13 protein-coding genes are annotated in these 18,136 nt (G+C 54.3%); 9 read left to right on the top strand and 4 right to left on the bottom strand.

Features of this window, described 5'->3' with window-relative positions; genetic code table 11:
- The first annotated feature begins 292 nt into the window (after positions 1 to 292).
- The 3 genes from L0H14_RS08320 to L0H14_RS08310 are packed head-to-tail and all read left to right on the top strand — an operon-like array spanning position 293 to position 3,280.
- Positions 293 to 2,023: a carbon starvation protein A gene (locus L0H14_RS08320; protein WP_301421637.1), complete on the top strand. Its 1,731-nt coding sequence runs from the start codon at positions 293 to 295 to the stop codon at positions 2,021 to 2,023.
- 8 nt (positions 2,024 to 2,031) lie between these two features.
- A complete protein-coding gene (locus L0H14_RS08315) occupies positions 2,032 to 2,286 on the top strand; it encodes a cory-CC-star protein (protein WP_301419917.1) in 255 nt (84 codons plus the stop codon).
- A 13-nt stretch (positions 2,287 to 2,299) separates the two neighbouring features.
- On the top strand, positions 2,300 to 3,280 hold the full coding sequence (locus L0H14_RS08310; protein WP_301419916.1) for an ArsA family ATPase: 981 nt from the start codon (positions 2,300 to 2,302) through the stop codon (positions 3,278 to 3,280).
- Here the strand turns inward: L0H14_RS08310 and L0H14_RS08305 are convergent.
- On the bottom strand, positions 3,277 to 3,645 hold the full coding sequence (locus tag L0H14_RS08305) for a YrhK family protein (RefSeq protein WP_301421636.1): 369 nt from the start codon (positions 3,643 to 3,645) through the stop codon (positions 3,277 to 3,279). The two genes, L0H14_RS08310 and L0H14_RS08305, sit on opposite strands and share 4 nt — an antisense overlap.
- A gap of 140 nt (positions 3,646 to 3,785) precedes the next feature.
- Positions 3,786 to 4,004: a hypothetical protein gene (locus L0H14_RS08300; protein WP_301420009.1), complete on the bottom strand. Its 219-nt coding sequence runs from the start codon at positions 4,002 to 4,004 to the stop codon at positions 3,786 to 3,788.
- A gap of 197 nt (positions 4,005 to 4,201) precedes the next feature.
- Between L0H14_RS08300 and L0H14_RS08295 the strand changes: the two genes are divergently transcribed.
- Positions 4,202 to 4,549, top strand: a complete 348-nt coding sequence (locus L0H14_RS08295; protein ID WP_301420007.1) for a PadR family transcriptional regulator — start codon at positions 4,202 to 4,204, stop codon at positions 4,547 to 4,549.
- 1 nt (position 4,550) lies between these two features.
- Positions 4,551 to 5,534 carry a permease prefix domain 1-containing protein gene (locus tag L0H14_RS08290; RefSeq protein ID WP_301420005.1) on the top strand — a complete coding sequence of 328 codons (984 nt, stop codon included), beginning with the start codon at positions 4,551 to 4,553 and terminating at the stop codon, positions 5,532 to 5,534.
- Here the strand turns inward: L0H14_RS08290 and L0H14_RS08285 are convergent.
- On the bottom strand, positions 5,496 to 6,206 hold the full coding sequence (locus tag L0H14_RS08285; protein WP_301421635.1) for a M50 family metallopeptidase: 711 nt from the start codon (positions 6,204 to 6,206) through the stop codon (positions 5,496 to 5,498). The genes L0H14_RS08290 and L0H14_RS08285 overlap by 39 nt on opposite strands.
- A gap of 36 nt (positions 6,207 to 6,242) precedes the next feature.
- A complete protein-coding gene (locus tag L0H14_RS08280; protein WP_301418658.1) occupies positions 6,243 to 7,004 on the bottom strand; it encodes an NYN domain-containing protein in 762 nt (253 codons plus the stop codon).
- Between the two features lie 433 nt (positions 7,005 to 7,437).
- On the opposite strand from L0H14_RS08280, the gene L0H14_RS08275 reads away from it, so the two are divergent.
- The 4 genes from L0H14_RS08275 to L0H14_RS08260 all read left to right on the top strand — a co-directional run.
- Positions 7,438 to 9,318 (top strand): ATP-dependent endonuclease, encoded by a 1,881-nt coding sequence (locus L0H14_RS08275; protein ID WP_301418656.1) that lies wholly within the window; start codon positions 7,438 to 7,440, stop codon positions 9,316 to 9,318.
- A gap of 622 nt (positions 9,319 to 9,940) precedes the next feature.
- The gene (locus tag L0H14_RS08270; RefSeq protein WP_301418654.1) at positions 9,941 to 10,252 is read left to right on the top strand and encodes a hypothetical protein; all 312 of its coding nucleotides are present in this window, start codon (positions 9,941 to 9,943) and stop codon (positions 10,250 to 10,252) included.
- Between the two features lie 567 nt (positions 10,253 to 10,819).
- Positions 10,820 to 17,152 carry an SdrD B-like domain-containing protein gene (locus L0H14_RS08265; RefSeq protein WP_301421634.1) on the top strand — a complete coding sequence of 2,111 codons (6,333 nt, stop codon included), beginning with the start codon at positions 10,820 to 10,822 and terminating at the stop codon, positions 17,150 to 17,152.
- A 251-nt stretch (positions 17,153 to 17,403) separates the two neighbouring features.
- The coding region (locus L0H14_RS08260) for a hypothetical protein (protein WP_301421633.1) at positions 17,404 to 18,136 on the top strand (733 nt) is incomplete at its 3' end.

The raw sequence follows: 18,136 nt of genomic DNA, 5'->3' as shown, positions 1-18,136 counted from the left end.
CTGATTGACGGTGGCGTCTAAATCCTCGGTAATCTGGGGCAGCGCAACGGCGACCAACGACTGGTCCAGCAGAGTAATGAAGAGGCCAACACACAGGGCACCAAGAGCTTTCCACACGCTGGTAATGCTAAGGCGTCACCCGTCAGACACAAAGTGCATTGCTCTCAGCGTCTTGCCGCCGTACGGGGATGGAGGCACGTTACCCTCGATGTCGAAACGCGTATTCTCGCCCTGCTACCATGATTCGGGTCATACGAAACGGTGCAGATATCACCACACTGAGGAGACTTCCGTGAACGAGGGTCCAAACGCTTTGTTGCTGGCGGTTATCGGCGTTGCCATCATGCTTGCCGGCTACTTCCTGTACTCAAAATATCTCTCAAAAAAGGTCTTCAAACTCAACGCCGAGTTCAAGACACCCGCGCATGCCTTCAACGACGGGACCGACTATGTCCCCACCAATAAATTTGTTTTATGGGGCCACCACTTCACCTCGGTTGCCGGTGCCGCACCCATTGTGGGTCCAGCGATCGCCGTGATCTGGGGTTGGCTCCCCGCATTCCTATGGGTCGTGTTCGGTACCGTACTGTTCGCCGGTATGCACGACCTGGGGTCCCTCTGGGCATCTGTGCGAAACAAGGGTCAATCGTTGGGTTCGCTGTCCGGCCGCTATATTGGACCACGCGGCAGAAACCTCTTCTTGGTGGTTATCTTCTTCCTGCTGATGATGGTCATCGCAGCTTTCGCCACAATCACCGCCGATCTGCTGGTCGCTTCGCCAACCGCCGTCATCCCGACCTGGGGTGCATTGATTGTCGCCGTCTTTGTGGGCCAGGCCATGTATCGCTATAACTGGAACTTGCCGATCGTCACCGTGGTTGGTGTTGCGGCACTGTGTGTCTTGGTGCCACTGGGGGACCGCTTTCCGTTGGCGATTCCCGAGGGTGTACTTGGGCTGCCGGCAACTACCTGGTGGATTATCATTCTGTTCGTCTATGGTGCGGTCGCATCGCTGCTGCCGGTCTGGGTGCTGATGCAGCCGCGCGACTACATCAACGGTCTGCAGCTGTTTATCGGTCTGGGCCTGCTCTACGCGTCCTTTGTTATCGCAACACCAACGGTCGTTGCGCCAGCCATCAACAATAATGTCCCGGCTGATACCCCATCGTTGATGCCGCTGTTATTCGTGACGATCGCCTGTGGTGCGATCTCCGGCTTCCACGGCACCGTGTCTTCCGGGACCACCGCCAAACAGATTGACCGCGAAACCGATGGCCGCTTCGTTGGCTACTTCGGGGCCGTGGGTGAAGGCCTGCTCGCCCTGGGTGCCATCCTGGTGACCACCGCGGGCTTCCGCACCTTTGAAGAATGGGAAGAAATCTACTCCAGCTTCGAAAACGGTGGCGTTGAAGTCTTCGTTCAAGCTGGTGGCACACTGGTCAACCAGGGGCTCGGCCTACCTGAGTCTCTGAGCGCCACCATTCTGGCAACCATGGCTGTCCTGTTTGCGGCAACCACCATGGATACTGCGGTTCGGCTGCAACGCTACGTGGTCCAAGAGATCGCCGAAGTGTTCAACCTGAAGATCGGCATGTACACGGCCACCGCCATTTCGGTCGGTGTGTGCATAGCGCTCACGTTCTCCGCCGGTGCCGATGGCTCGGGTGGTGTGTTGATCTGGCCGCTGTTCGGTACCACCAACCAGCTGCTGGCCGCACTGACACTGGGGATCGTTGTGGTCATGCTCATGCGCAAGGGACGTCCGTTCTTGCCAGCGCTGATCCCGATGGTCTTTGTGCTCTTCGTGTCCATGTTCGCGCTCATCCTGCAGGTTGGACAGTTCTACAACGAAGGCAACTGGCTGCTGTTCGGCCTGGACATTATCATCCTGGTCGCTGCGGTGTGGGTGATGCTCGAAGCGATTCTTGCTATGGTCAGAACCAAGAAACTCGATCCAGAACCGGAAGACGAGCAGCTGCTCACCGAAGACGAGAAGCTGCCCGTCGGCACTCCACGACGTTAGGCAACATAATGGGTTGGTGGCAACGCTTCAGCGCAGGCCTCAAGGAGTACTATGTGGCTCCTTACCGACGGACCTTCGCCCGTGCCAAACGCGACGAAGAAGACCTGTTCATGATGCTGGTTATGTCCGAAGCGCTGGGCGTGCCCAACCCTGCCTCCGGTGTCACCCTGGAATTGCTCCCCGAAATGTTAGACCGCATGCACGAATGGCACACTCGTCAAGGACTTGAGCAGTCCCCATTCGACGGCATGAGCTGCTGTTGAAAAGCGACCCGTCATGCTGCTAGAACTTGCCAGTCAACGCAACGTCCTGTTCCTCGGGGGCAAAGGTGGCGTTGGAAAAACAGTGACCGCCTCGGCGGTGGCCCTGCACCAAGCCATGGCTGGTCGACGTGTGCTGCTCGTCTCGACCGACCCGGCGCACAACCTCGGCCACCTCTGGGAACAAACCGTTGGCGATGAGGTTGTTGAACTCTTTCGCAGTCAAGACGGCACCGGGGTGGTGGACGGCGTAGAGATCGACCCGCAGGCCACCATCACGGACTATTTGGCTGAAGTCGGTGCGACACTGCGTGACTTCATGCCCCAGCACCTACATCCCCAAGTCACTCAGCACCTGAAACTGGCAGCACAAACTCCCGGCACACACGAGTCAGCCATGTTGGAGCGCATGGCCATGATCATCGAGTATGGACTGGATGATCATGATCTCCTGATTTTCGATACCGCCCCGTCGGGACACACGGCACGCTTAATGGCACTGCCTGAAATCATGACGTTCTGGACCGAGGGGCTACTGAACCGGCGGACCAAGGCCGAGAAGTTCGGTGCCGCGATCAGAGCGATAGACGGTGATGACGATCCGCAATCGGCATCCGGAGAAAACCGGGATCGCCGCATCCGGAGGATGCTATTGCGGCGTAAAAATCGGTTCGAGATGATGCGCAATGTCCTCACGGATGCCAAACGCACCAGCTTTGTCATCGTACTGATTGGTGAACGCGTCCCCGTACTGGAGTCGATTGAACTGTATGGGCAGTTGCGCGACACCGGCGTCGACGTCGGAGGTTTTGTTGTCAACAGATTGTCGCCAACCGATGCCGGAGAGTTTTTAGCCTCTCGCCGAGTACAAGAAGACAAGCATGTGGCCTTCCTACAAGCTCAACTGCCCGGAGTATCAACGGATACGGTGCCGTTACTCGCTGGCGATCTCGTTGGCCGTGAAGCGCTGCACCAGTTAGCACACCAGCTGAGCTAAGACCCGCTCTTGTTATCATCCGTGCCAGGGTCTTGTTGGTTGGAAGGGTCTTCCGCGCTTGGGCGATCAAATAACTTCGGGGCTTCAGGAGCCTTTTGGGCTAGGTTTCCTACGTATCCTGACCTAGCGAGCCAGATCTCGCGAGACAGACGGATACTTGGCTTCGCAGCAAAGAACAGCGAACCAACCAGGAAACCGATGGTGCCTGCGGTCTGAAGCTCTGGGAAAAAGAAGAGGACGCTACCAATGACGAACAGAAAGGCTGCCAGAAAATCGACAGTGGTGTGCAAGGCTTCAAACATGGCATAGCGGCGAGCTTGGTGCTCACTGATTTCACGATTCCGAGGATCAAATAAGCGGACCATGTTAATTCACTTTACACTGCGCCTTTTGTGAGGTACACGGTCTCGTTGTTGGAATCCCGAGGGCCCCGCAGCGCTAGTTCACCGAGGCGGTGTTGGCTACCCGTGTTTGTTGGCTCAGCTGATCGATGGGGTCGTGATATTCAGTTGCAAGGCGCTCGACTAGCCCGCGCGTCGTCTTGCGGGGCGGACAGGGCCTCCGCATCGAATCTGGCCGCGGTAATACTGCCGCGAAGGTAGTTACCGTGGATACCGGTGAAGTAGTTGCTATAGCCCAGGTCTGTATCTGCTGTCACCGCGATGAGCCCATCCGCGTCCTTATTCTTTTGCCGTATGGGCAAAGCGATTGTGGATGGCATCATGCAGCACAATACCGTCATAAGAGTGCACCGCCTCGTTGACTTCAGGACGCGCACTCGAAGAGGTAATGACGATCGGCACCTTGTGTTTAACAATGATGTCCATGTCTTACTCAAGCCGACATGGCGTCAAGCTCCTGGGGAGCACTCTTCGTGTGTGTGATTGACGATAGTGTGTCTCACACAGTATAGTGTTGCGCATGGTCGAAGCATTTGAGCCTCACATCCAAGAGCTGCGCCGCGGCACCGTGGTGCTGGCGTGTTTGCAGTTGTTGCGTACGCCTGGTTACGGTTACGGGCTTCTCGAGGATCTGCAGCGAGCAGGTTTCGTCACCGAGGCCAATACGCTGTATCCGCTCTTGCGTCGTTTAGAAAAGCAGGGGCATCTGACGAGCCACTGGGACACCGGAGAATCTCGACCACGAAAGTTCTACCAAACCTCGAAGAGGGGTCTTGGCTTAGCCGAGGCCATGCACAGTGAATGGCTGGCCTTGTCGAAGTCGGTTGATGCGCTGGGCGACGATCCCCTCACCAATGAGGAGAAATAACATGACTACTCCACTTCCCGAACGATACATTGCCGCGACAGTCAAATACCTGTCGCCGGAACTTCAAGCCGAGGTGCGACCCGAGTTGCACGCTTCGATTGCTGACGCCGTTGAAGCGCAAGTGGCACAAGGGGAGGACTACGAGACGGCAGAGCGCAATGTGCTCACGGAGCTTGGTGATCCAGCTGTGCTTGCGGCTAGTTACTCCGATAGAACGCTGCAGCTCATCGGACCGCGTTACTACCTGTCCTGGTGGTGCCTGCTCAAGCGCCTGTTACTGATTGTTCCGGCCGCGGTGCTCGGAGTGGTCGCTTTTGCCCAACTATTGGCAGGTGGCGACCTCGGGGACATTATCGGCGGATCAATTGGCGCTGCAGTGACCGCCGGCCTGCATGTGTGCTTCTGGGTCACACTCGTTTTTGCCATCCTGGAACGTTCCGATGCGGATACCGGAATCACCTGGGACGTTGATCAGCTGCCCGAACCACGCCAGCAAGACCCGGGGCGCCTCGACCTGATTGCATCATTGGTCTTTTTAGGGCTCATGATTCTCGTTGTGTTGTGGGATCAGATCCCCGGTTTCATTCGCATTGGTGACCAGTCCATTCCCATACTCAGTCCAGCGCTGTGGCCGTGGGCCATGCTCGGCCTACTAGGGATTATCGGTCTCGAGATCGGGTTCGCGATCCTGCTCTACGTGAAGCGACAGTGGAATGCGACGTTGGCGATCATCAACACGGTGCTTTCAGTCCTGTTCTTCAGCTGGGTCATCAGCCTGCTAGTTCGCGGGGAGCTTTTCAGCGAGATGTTCCTTGAGCTCGCGGTCGACAACGCCGTCAGCGGGGATTCGTTCTACACGATCGCGGTCATCTTTGGATTGAGCGTCGGCATCATCTGTGTCTGGGACATCATTGATGGTTGGGTGAAAACCTACCGAGTAGGTGCGTCAGACGCCGCTGAGCAGCAACCAGCCGCCACCCAATAGACAGGCCACGCTCATAAGCCAGAAAAGGCCGATCCACAGACCCGCTGGCAACCGGGTGAGACCGGCCAACTGATCTGCGTCACTACCGCTACGACTTCTACTTCGGCGGCGACTGCTGCGCTGGAGTTCGACTACAGCGCGTGGTGCAACCAATAACAGTGACCACACCATGAGATATGCGGCGATCGATAGCACTTCGGGCGTTGTTGTCCACGAAAGCACCGCAATCCCGACGCCGGTAACCAGCACAACCCACAATCCATAGAGGTTGCGGATCAACAGCAGCATCAGCCCACACAGTAGGACCAGTGCCCACATCGAGCCGGCAGCATAGCCGTTGCTGACGAGCCAAGCGCCACCCAGTCCGACGATCGCCGGTGCGGGATAGCCCGCCAGCAGGGTTGCCACCATGCCCGGCCCGGTCGGTCGGCCGCGCGAAACCGTCAGCCCCGAAGTATCCGAATGCAGGCGAATACCACTGAGTCGCCGTCCAGCAAGGACCGCGACCAGTGCGTGGCCGGCCTCGTGGAGCAGTGTTGCCAGGTGTCGCACCAGGCGGTAGCCAAGCGGGGACCATGTGAGCAGCAGGGCGGCAACGCCTACCACCACTACCCAGATGTCGGTCAGCGGTGGTTGCACGCTGGTCGCTCGTTCCCAAAGTTCTTCAAACACCTGCCCACTTATAGCAGATGTGACTGTGAATACGAGTTAGAGCGTCGCGTCGTCGTCCTCAGGATGTTCGATGACTTGGGAATTACTGATGTGTAGAGGGTCCTCTTCCTGCCGCGGCGGACGAGCCACGGGCCCGTAGAGCCCATCTATATGTTCGTGGAGACTCTCAGAGATTCTCGCCCACATGGGGTCCAGAATAAAGTCAATTCCAGTCCTACGAGCATGTTTGGCTGCTGGTACGAAATCACTATCGCCGGAGATCATGACGATCTGATCAACGTAATTATTAGCAGATAGGGAAGCGATATCAAGCCCAATTCTCATATCAACACCCTTTTGATTGATGTCGAGGTAGAAGTCCCGTTCTGTCAGATCAGAAGTATCCATCTTTCCTGATAGCAGCCGTTTGAGTGCGTGGGACTTCAGCTGATATCCATCTTGAGTTTCAAGATTCTCACCCATGCGCAGAGCTAGTTTACGTTTCTTGGTAATTTCCTGGTGGAAGCTATTCATCCACTTGTAGTCATTACTTTTTGCCAAGTTGACGTGTTGGCGAGTTAGAGGATGGAAAATGACCTTGTCCGACGGTGGGCAGTCATAATAGAAAATTCTGTACAGTCGGCTTCCGCGATGTTTGATGTGGCGTCGACAGTATTCCATGAGCTCATCGGCACGAGCTTTTGGTTCTTTGTGGCCGAAAAGCGAAGCCGCTCGACGACGATAGAAGCCGCCGTCCACTAGAATTGCGACGATAGGCGCAGGGTGAACAGCATAAATTGGTTCTTGTGATCTAGCCATCTTCATCCATCGTCGGGGCATAAAAATAAAGTCTCTGTCATCGGCTTTCCCAGTATCAGGAGGGAAGTCAACGGCAGAGACTGATACTCATAAAGTACATGGCATTTGTCGCGCGGTCAACCGCGCGACGTACCTTATTCATATTCAGTGCGTAGCTCATGTCGTGCCAGGAAGTAGCGCTTATGCGTGATCTTCTTATGGCAATAAGAGGCAGCCCCAGCCCTAGTGGCAGCTACAAATATGGAGCCTCTAGTCATAGCGAGGGATGTATTGCTTTTGTAGAACGTCATGGTGTGTGCCATTGATAGGCCTGAACTTATTCCTCTCCAGGTTTGGTACTGGAATCAAGTCTTTGACAAAGGGAACTACCGGTGGGGTCGCCGTCGTGAATCGGGGCTCTGGCTGATTCGCGGACTTCGATCTGTGCGGCGAGGTGGAAGATAACTTCCGGGATGGGTTCGGCAAGCAGCTCATTGAAGTCCACCTCCAGCGGGTTTACCTCGAGACAGGTCCACCACGACGACGTCGAGTCTTTAGTGATGAGCAGGTAGGTAAGGTGCGGGCCGATGAAGCCGTCGTCAACCAGGCGACTGAAATCGCGGAATCATTCAGTTCCGATGGTCCAGTAGATGCAGATGAGCTGAAGAAGTTGGAACTTGCTTCAGACCTCCTATTGAATGTGGCAGATCTCGAGCGAGCGCTTTTTGTCGAATTACAGGCTGCCGTTCGGACTAAAAACGGCTATGCGAACAGCATTGTTGATACTATAAATAGCCAGTTAGCTAAGGCCCTGAATCTACAACGTTGGTGGTCACAGGACAGTAAATTTGAGTTATTTGTGTCGCTATTCGAATATGATCTTGTCTTCATGATTCGTGACAGAACTGGACGTTCGTATGGCTTCGATGAGCGAAGCGACGGTTTGAAATACTTTTTAAGTTATTTTGTTCAGTACCTAGCCCACGAACCTCCGGTTGATGGACAACCCGAAATCTTACTTATGGACGAGCCTGATCGCTTTCTGTCAAGCTCGGGACAGCAAGATTTATTACGTATTTTTGCAGATTTTGCTGATCCGAAAGATGAAAGTCGGGAACCTGTCCAGGTCTTATATGTCACGCATTCGCCATTCCTCATTGACAAGAATCACGCAGAACGGATCCGAGTTCTCGAAAAAGGTGAGCATGATGAGGGCACAAGAGTCGTCGCTAGTGTGGCACAGAACCATTATGAACCATTGCGTTCCGCGTTCGGCAGTTTTGTTGGTGAGACCGCGTTTATTGGTACGTGCAATTTGATGCTTGAAGGACCATCAGATCAGATCCTTTTAGCCGGAATCTCAAGTTGGCTTGGTTCCAGAAGTACATCGAAACTTGAACGATTGGATCTTAATGAGATCACACTTGTTCCGGCGGGTGGCGTAAGTCAAGTGCCGTATCTTGTGTATCTAGCACGCGGTCGTGATATTGAGCAGCCCGCGGTGATAGTGCTACTCGATGGTGATAAGGCTGGAACTGATGCACGAGGAGCAATTCGTAGAGGTGGTCCTCGTCGCAAGCCGTTGATTGAGGATGCACTTGTTTTGCAGCTCTCGGACCCTGAACTAAACGACTTGGTAACTGATAATCCTCACGGCATAGTGGATATTGAGGATTTGATACCTACGGATATCGCCCTCGCGGCTGCTAAGCGATATTGTCAAGAGTTTGTGCCCGAAGTCGATTGGTCTCGCATAACTCTAACTGCTGATTTACCATATTCTAACTCCAGCAACGAGGAGAGTAGTTCGATTCGACCGGGTGCCAAGGGATCGATTCATGCGCTCGAAGTAAAAATTCGTGAACTTTCAGGAGTAAGCGGGTTCGAACTCAACAAGATCGGGTTTGCACGTAGTGTATTAGTGGAAATCAAGAATCGCGAGGACGCCGATCTGAACGTGAAGACACTTGAAGGAAACTTCAAACTACTATTCTTTGAATTGGGCCAACGTCAGAGAAGAGCCCTGCGCGCTGAAAGTGTCGTTCGAATTTCGAGCAGGATAAATCGAACACGCGATCGCTTTTTGCGAGAGCATGTTACGAAAGCGACTCGGGAAGACGTTCGGTTATTAATAGAAGAGATATCAGGCCAACTTGATAACTCAGTAGAAGCAGAGTACGTGCTGGCGGAGATGCGATCGTGGAGCTCTAAGTTTGAACTCGATGCCGATCCCTTAGAAGAGATTCAGGATTTCGACGATCTCCGGTCGGAGCTTCGCTCTCTCGCATACGTGGGGACTCGTCGAGCGGAGAAGGAACCCTCAGTCGCATCATAAGGCCGTGACTGTTGGCCTTGACGATTGGCATATAGGGGAACCGGAGTCCACTGTGATTGGTCCGTCACTGTGACCTTGTGGTTGCCTGGCAGGAAAACCTCGCCCATCGGCAGCCGTCGTCGTCATGATGGCACTGCGAACCGCGAGGAGCGTCGTCATCGCCCTGGTGATTCACCGACAATGAGCGCGGCGCATTCTGGGGCACTGTAGGGCCGTGGTTGATGTACTCGAGATGGACGGAAACGCCGGGTAGTCGCAACGTTTCAACCCACTCATTCGTCTGAAGGTTCACCACCCCATGCCTTCGCCTTCGCCGCTGGATCGTCTCCTATGTGTGATCAACTAGAAGCAGGCCGAAAGAGCAGAGAATTCCAACCAGTTCAGCGGTTGGTTTCCGGCCAAAAGAGCGCTAAGAATCCGGCCACTCGGCCCTTTCGACGATCGTTCTTCCTACCTGATGGGCGCTTCCGGATTGGTTGTCGGTGTTGTCGTCGGCGCGTATCTTCGACGCTGTTGGTTGCGCTCGCAGGTCTGGCAACACTTGATGTGCGCGCTATGTCGCAAGACCAGTCGCCGTCCTCTGGGGGAGACTAGCCATGCGAAATACCGAACACGGTGGCAGATGATCGTCGTGGCCGTGACTGCGTTGACCGGGTTTTATCTCGCATTGGCATCCCAAGCGGCCATGGCGCTCACTCTCCCTGTCTTGCGTATCGCGGTGTGGGCGCTGTGGAAGCAGACTGGACCGTCGAAGCGAATACTGGCAGTTAGCTTGTTCGTAGTGGCTGTTGCAGGGAGTGCGGTCCTGTTCTTAGAGAGTCGCAACATCTGGCCTGACTGGTTAGCCGATAGCGGCAGTCTCAGCGGCGCTCGACATACGCTCTGGTCGGATGCGCTCAGTCTCTGGGCAACGGCACCGCTCGTCGGAGCCTGACCAGGTGCCTTCACGCCGTCGTCAGAACTCGCTTCCAATGTTCCCCACCTGGCGTCCGTTCACTCCTTGCTCCTGCAGGTTGGTTCCGAACTTGGAGCAACCGGGGTCATTCTGCTGGGTGTCCTGCCGGGTTCAAGGTGTACTTACACGCTAACGGGGGAGAGTCCCGACACCGCGCCCGTATAGGAACGTCACGTTGACCAACGTCGTCGTTGATGATTCAGGAGTCGGGTTGACCCATGCCCGGGGGCCACGCTGGACAAGGCTGCTAGGAGCTCGTTGGGAGCTGGTCTATCTTCCTCCCCAACCATGCTGCCTGATCACACTCCACTCTAAAGGGCGAGGAGGCGGGTGAATCTCACAGGTTTCGTTCAGAAAAGTTGAAGCCTCAACATAGGGTGGTGATCGGTTATCCCTACCACTTGGTGTTTTGGTCCTGCCATGCCCAGGTGCGGGGAACTCCGGAGTAGTGCGACCCTCCTCGGGTGCTTTGTAACATTCCGGATCTCATCATCTCATTACAAGGGAACAAGAATGAATCAAAACACTTTGGAAGGAGGGGGTCCGTTGCATAGCGAAACTGAAGAATCGTCGAGAACGAAATCTACGTTCTCACGGTTCTTGGCAAGTATTCTTGCCGCCGTCTTATCGGTCACAGGGTTAGTAGCCCTTGGGCCAGCCGCAGTTGCTGCTCCTGTTGGAATCAGCGTTTCCGCGCTGCACAACGGTGGCCCTCTTGCCGATGACGCTGTGGTGGCGTCCGGTGACAAATTCACGCTACGCGTGGTGTATGACAACGGCGTTGATACCAGCAGTCCGCTCACTGTGGGGCTGCCAGACGGCGTGACTTTCGACGAATCATCGCTGCAAGTCCCGTCAGGGAACACCGCGATTCAGAGTGTCGACCTGGTACATGGCGATGTGCAAATTACCTTCTACGACACGGCGGACTGGGGCGAGACAAACCAGGGTGTTTGGGACCTCGACATGACGTTTGACGAAGTCGAACGGACAGAGTCCCAGACCATTACCTGGACTGTCGGTCCTGAAACATACACGCGTGAAGTCATCGTTCGAGACGGCGACGCACAGGAAGAAAGCGTTTCAGATCATCTGGCAAAATCCGTTGACACTTCGAGTTTTAGCGAATATGTGAGTGTCAACCAGGGCGTTGTTACTGTCAACGAAGATATCCTCGAACACGAAATCAACTACACGCTGGAAATGCATACCGACCGTGACACTGACCGGTCAGAAATCAGCATTACCGATGAGCTCTCCGAGTACCTGATGTACAACCAGGACAGTTTCGAAGCAGAAATTACTACCTGGGACGAGATCGGGTGGAACTCCACGACCTCTGACTTTGAGTTCAATCCAGAGTTCGAAGACAACGGTTTTGTCTACACCGGAGGTGTTGAGAACCCGTCGGAACTGACTGTGGCGTATTCGGCACAAGTCGATCCTGATCAGCTCGATGCACTCACCGAAGCGCTGCAGGCACAGTTTGACGCAGTCGAAGGTACTGGCGGGTACGGTCTTGGGCTAGCCAACACTGTCTCCTTTGGTGAGTATGGGCAGCGCGATACCAACATCACCATCGGCGGTAACCGTGAGGAAAGCGACAGCCCGTCCGTAGTTGAAGACTATCTAGATAAGAGCGCCGCGAATACTGGTTTGGACCAGTTCGTCAGCTTTGATGAAAGCGGCAACGTCGTGCTTGATGAAGACGTCGTCAACCACGGTATTGAGTATACGCTGACCGTTAATAGCGCATCAGAGCGTATTGGGTTCACCATTGCTGACCAGCTGTCGGAATACCTGGCCTACGACGAGGGCAGTTTCGAAGCGAGCATTGCGACATCGGAAGATGGCGGTTGGACTTGGGATGAGAATCCGTTCGAGTTCGAACCGGAAATCGATGGCAACAGTTTCACTTTCACCGGTGACATCGACGAGCAATCCGAGCTGACCATTACCTACACGGCATCAGTTGCCGAGGGCCAGCTCGAGGCACTCCGCGATGCCATTCAGCAAGAATTTGACGACCTCGGCGTTGAGCCGGGTGAGTATCGCGTGCAGCTGGACAACACTGTAACATTTGGTGGTGACCAGGAACGTGAAGCAAATGTCGGCATTGGTAACAACCGCGGAGACGGTGAAGGACCAGAGAACGTTTCCAACCACTTCGATAAACAAGCAGGAGAAACTGCTCTCAGCGAGTTCGTCAGCATCTACGAAGGCGTTGTCTCAGTCGATGATAAAATTCTCGAAGCTGTTATTAACTACACGCTGACAGTCAATACTGACGCTGATACAGATCGTTCGGACGTTACGATTTCCGATGAAATCTCGGAGTACTTGACCTACGACCAGGACAGCTTCAACGCTGAGATCACGACCTGGGGTCCGGAAGGTTGGAACCAGGAAACGAATGATTTTGACTTCGAACCAGAGTTTTCTGATAACGGTTTCACCTTCGAAGGTGACATCGAAAATCCTTCTGAGCTGACCATCACCTACTCTGCTTCCATCACTGAAGCGCAACGAGAGGCACTGGAAGAAGCACTCCAGGGCGAATTTGACGCGCTCGAAGTGGGTTACGGCAATTTCGGCTTGAACCTCGAAAACACCGCGACCTTTGGTGGAGAAACCCGTAGGGATGATGTTCCCATTAACGGCAGTGCCGGAGAGCCACCGGTTCCTCAGCCAGGCGATGCCTTTGATAAGGGTGCTGACTTCGAGTCGGTGAATATCACAACTGCGGAAGACGGCAGCATCGTGCCGCCACAGGAAATTACCTACACCTTTAGTGCAAATCTTTCCCAATGGGACGGAAATGCTGAAGACGGGTACCTCAATGATGACGACTTCACCCTCGACCGCAATGTGGTCATCAGTGACGCTCTGCCAGAGCAGGCAGAGTGGGATACTTCAGCTGAAGACTTCATCTCAGGCATGGAGCTGACCCAAGCTGAAGACTTTGACGGCGACAGCGCTGCATTTGCTGCTGACGACTACGTCAACCAGTACGCGGTGGTCGGCCAGAAGCTCTACATCAACATTGGGCAAGACAGTGAAACTAACGCTGAGATTTCAGCGAAAGCACTGATCACCACCACTGATGGTCTGACCAGTAGCAATGATGGTGGAATTGAGCGTTACGAACTGATCAATGACGCGCAATTCACGTTCAACGATGATGGAGACCCTTACGGTTCTAGCGTCGAAGTCACGCTCAATGATCGTGGCGACGGCCTCGAGGATGAAGCAAAGTTCTCCAAAACGGCACTCGATGATGACGGCCCGGTCTACGTTGAGGAAGGCGAATCCGCGACACTGGAATACCGCTTCCAAGCCAATGGCGACTGGTCAAATGCTGTTGATGTAACCAACAGCTACATTGTCGATCACCGTGATCCGAATGTTTTCGACTTCTCGGATCTCGAACAGACCGTTGAGAGTATCAGCGGAACATTGCACGGCGACGCCGTATCGTTTGATGAATCGCACTTCGATTTGAGCGCTAATGACGAGGGAGAACTTGTGATTACACTCAATGAGAGTGGAATTGCTGCGGTTGAGGACAGTTGGGCTGAGCCAACTGCCCCTTATGTTGTCGATATTGCGCTCAACACGGTGCCACTGTCAGATCGGCAGACCTTGAACGTCGAGAACTCTGCTACGCTCTATGGCTCGGATGATTATCCACTGTACTGGTCGGAAACCACCAGTGAAGCCAGCTCGTATGGTGACGAAGCAGAAGTTCGCAAAACCATCCGCGATTCCTTCCACGAAGAGTGGACGCAAAACCTGCGCGTTGAAATCGACGAAGACGGCGAACTCATTCAAGATGAGTACGTCTACAACTTGGCGTTCGTGCCGCACGGTAACTACTCATCGGTGGAGATCAGCTCGGTTGTTGATGAACTCCCTAAGGAACTGGAATTCGTTGGCTTTGTTGACCACGATGACGTAGATACCGGGGCCAACCCGACCGATGGTCCACAAGACATTGGCGGCAACCTCGAAGCTGTCTATAACGAAGACGACCACACCGTTTCTGTACAGCAGCAAGAAGGCACACTTCTCGAACAACAAGAGAACATTAGCGCCAATGTGCTGGTACGGATCGTCGAGTTTGAAGAAGATGTTCCTGTAGCAAACTTCTTTGGTAGTTCTTCAGCCGAGTACACGCCATCTGATGGGTACCCAATTTCCATCGCGAAAGTCAACTCGCAAAACGACGAAGTCGTTATCAATGACCCAGAATCTCGGTTCCAGGTCTTCGACAGCGAAGACAACGTCGTTGTTGAAGACGCATTCGTGGAAGATGGCCAACTGCGCGTACTGGACGAAGACGGTGAGGCCAGCGGTCTTGTCGTTCGTGAACCAGGCACGTACTACGTTGAAGAAACCGTAGCTCCAGAAGGCTATGAGCTCTCCACCGACCGTATCGCAGTGGTTGTCGATACCTACGGCAATTCGGAACAGCAAACGTTCGAGAACGATCCGATTCCGAATGTTGAAATCATCAAGGGTGACGGTGACGCTGATGAAGGCACCATCACCAACGATGCCAACACCGAAGAAGATGCTGAACAGTATGGTCACTTGGAAACTCGTGACGTTGTCATCAACGTTGAAAATACGGGTACTGAGGACCTCGTCGATGTAGTGCTGACTGATGAAACCCAGTCCGGTGCTGACATTGAGAGCCTGGTTTGGACGTTGCCGAACGGTGACACCGTTGAAGCAACCGCCAATGATGATGGTGTGTTGACTGCTGAATGGGATGGCCCATGGGCGGTTGGCGAAACTATCACTGGTACCGCAACGTTGACGTTGACCGCTGGCGATGAGTTGCACACGAACCTGGCATCGGTTGATGCGGTTGGTGCGGCTTCGGGTACTCCGGTTGAGGATGAGGATCCGTATAACGCGGATCCTGCAGACCGTGACTACGCTATCGGGGACTACGTCTGGATTGACTCCAACAACGATGGTGTCCAGGACGATGAAGAGGAACCACTCGAAGATGTCACGGTTGCGCTCTATAACCAAGACGGCGAAGAGCTAGACCGTACCGAAACCGATGAACGTGGTCGGTACTTCTTCGATAACCAGCCAGCTGGTGAATACAGTGTCCAGTTCATCCTGACCGACGAACAGGCAGCTACGTATAAATTCACTGACCCACTGGTGGACGGTGTAGAGGCAGACTCTGATGCTGGAGCTGAAGGTCGCTCGGGTGTCATTACCCTTGGCCAGGACAATGCGTTCCTGACCTCAGATGATGACTATGAGTATTTCGGTGTCACAGCCTCAGAAGGTATTGACCCAACCTGGGATGCAGGAGTTGTGCTCCTGGACCCAGCGGTCGAGATCATCAAGGGTGATGGTGATGCTGAAGAAGGCACCATCACGAACGATGCCAACACCGAAGATGACGCTGAACAGTATGGTCACTCGGAAACTCGTGACGTTGTCATCACCGTGGAAAACACCGGAAATGAGGATCTCGTCGATGTCGTGCTGACTGATGAAACTCAGTCGGGTACTGACATTGAGAGTCTGGTGTGGACGTTGCCAAATGGTGACGCACTCGTTGCCGAGGAGGTCGATGGTGTCCTGACGGCCGAATGGGATGGTCCATGGGCTGTTGGTGACACGATCACTGGTGTGGCCACGTTGACTCTGACTGCGGGTGAAGAACTGCATACCAACTTGGCATCGGTTGATGCTGTTGGTGCGGCTTCGGGAACTCCGGTTGAGGATGAGGATCCGTATAACGCGGATCCTGCAGACCGTGACTATGCCATTGGGGACTACGTCTGGATCGATTCCAACAACGATGGTGTCCAGGACGAAGGCGAAGAGCCACTGTCTGATGTCACTGTTGTGCTCTACGACGGTGAAGGCAACGAAGTCGCTGACACTGTGACTGATGAGCGTGGCCGGTACTTCTTCGATAACCTGCCAGTTGGTGACTACAGTGTCCAGTTCATCCTGACCGACGAACAGGCAGCTACGTATAAGTTCACCGATTACACCCAGGATGAGGATCCCGCTCAGGATTCCAACGCTGGTGAAAACGGTCGCTCAGCGATCTTCACACTTGGCCAGGACAATGCGTTCCTGACCTCGGATGATGACTATGAGTACTTCGATGTCACAGCCTCAGAAGGTATTGACCCAACCTGGGATGCAGGAGTTGTGCTCCTGGACCCAGCGGTAGAGATCATCAAGGGTGACGGTGACGCTGAAGAAGGCACCATCACCAACGATGCCAACACCGAAGATGAAGCAGTGGCGTACGAAGACGGACAAACCCGTGACATCGTGATCACTGTTCAAAATACCGGAAATGAGGATCTCGTCGACGTGGTCCTGACTGACCAAACGCAGTCTGGTACGGACATCGAGAACCTTGTCTGGACGCTTCCAAATGGTGACGAACTCGTTGCCGAGGAGGTCGATGGTGTCCTGACTGCTACGTGGGATGGTCCATGGGCTGTTGGCGAAACCATCACCGGTGTGGCCACGTTGACTCTGACTGCGGGTGAAGAACTCCACACCAACTTGGCATCAGTTGATGCTGTTGGGGCGGCTTCGGGAACCCCAGTCGAGGACGAGGATCCATACAACGGGACCCCGCCCGAAGTGGTTGAGGAAACTCCACCACCGACGGAAACTCCATCACCAGGTGAAGAAACAACTCCAGGTCCAACTGATCCAGCGGATCCGAAGGGCCCTGCAGGAGACACCCCTGGCGATAAGGAAGGCGAGCTGCCTTCGACCGGTGCGAACTTCGCGCTGTTCTTCGGAGCACTCGGCTTGCTGTTACTCGTGATCGGTGGATTGCTTTATGCACGTCACCGCAGCGGTAGCGAAGTCTAGCCTCTAAGAAAGTCAACGCTGAAGGCGCTGACAAGCACATAAACCATGTGCGTGTCAGCGCCTTAGCATTTAAGCGATATTTTCTACACCCGGCGCTGCGAATGGCAAGAGACCATTGGCCTTGTCACAAATGCGCATAGCTCAGTACAACGCGTATTAGACCATCATCAGAAGGCTCCTGTTCGACGCGATGCGAGTGAATTCAACGTAAAAGTCTTACAATACTGGTCAGACAGGGGTATCATAACCGCATGGTGGAAAATGAGCATGTAAATATACGAGAAACTCCTACCGAGCCTTATGACCACCTACACTGTTTTGTCGAGACGGTAGAAGAAGCTATTGCTCGCAAGCATTTTGTCGAGGCGGGCCGACTGATCGACGAAGACGCTGCTTCCGCGTGGTTCGGCTTCCGCACGGACCGACTTTTTGCGATCATTGGGCTGCTATTAACAGAGCTCTCAGACCCTGGTTTTTTCCTGACCAGTGTTCATAGAGCAATGACCGCCGCCGAGCCAGATGTGCTCTTCAGCCCAAGCGTTGTTGCCGGGGCAGAGAAATCCGAACCGGCCCAGCAGTACTTTTTAGCAGTCTTTCGTATGAGCGCGTTTCGTTCCAACGGTATCCATAGAGAAGCCGTAGAGCAGGCTGAAACAATGCGAAAGCACCAAGGCGGGCTCGTCTCCGTTTTTGACCGACACAATGGCTGGGCCCTGCACGCTAGCGTCCAATTGGGTATTTCTGCCATGCTGGCTGGCGATTTTCACCGGGCGATTGCTGCGTTTACCGAAGCGCAGCTGCACGTAGAAGTTCCCGCGTTTGCGTTTCTCACACGCGACGCCCTGGTGAAATCAGCGCTGATCCATGCCTCCTTTGGTGACCCTCATCAAGCAGAGGCATTGCTGGACCGCGCCGAGGAAGTCCCCCGTACCTCGAGCTGGGTAGAACCTCAGATTGACGTCCACCGTGACTTCACGCGGATGC

The sequence above is a fragment of the Yaniella sp. genome, from assembly GCF_030453185.1.
Taxonomy (GTDB): domain Bacteria; phylum Actinomycetota; class Actinomycetes; order Actinomycetales; family Micrococcaceae; genus Yaniella.
Note: the sequence above shows the minus strand (reverse complement) of the source record. Positions and strands in the feature narration are given on the sequence as shown.

What these genes read in the sequence shown, in the direction of transcription:
- L0H14_RS08315 (WP_301419917.1), top strand. Translation starts at nt 2,032, where the DNA reads ATGGGTTGGTGGCAACGCTTCAGCGCAGGCCTCAAGGAGTACTATGTG.
- L0H14_RS08310 (WP_301419916.1), top strand. Translation starts at nt 2,300, where the DNA reads ATGCTGCTAGAACTTGCCAGTCAACGCAACGTCCTGTTCCTCGGGGGC.
- L0H14_RS08305 (WP_301421636.1), bottom strand. Translation starts at nt 3,645, where the DNA reads ATGGTCCGCTTATTTGATCCTCGGAATCGTGAAATCAGTGAGCACCAA.
- L0H14_RS08300 (WP_301420009.1), bottom strand. Translation starts at nt 4,004, where the DNA reads ATGATGCCATCCACAATCGCTTTGCCCATACGGCAAAAGAATAAGGAC.
- L0H14_RS08295 (WP_301420007.1), top strand. Translation starts at nt 4,202, where the DNA reads ATGGTCGAAGCATTTGAGCCTCACATCCAAGAGCTGCGCCGCGGCACC.
- L0H14_RS08290 (WP_301420005.1), top strand. Translation starts at nt 4,551, where the DNA reads ATGACTACTCCACTTCCCGAACGATACATTGCCGCGACAGTCAAATAC.
- L0H14_RS08280 (WP_301418658.1), bottom strand. Translation starts at nt 7,004, where the DNA reads ATGGCTAGATCACAAGAACCAATTTATGCTGTTCACCCTGCGCCTATC.
- L0H14_RS08270 (WP_301418654.1), top strand. Translation starts at nt 9,941, where the DNA reads ATGATCGTCGTGGCCGTGACTGCGTTGACCGGGTTTTATCTCGCATTG.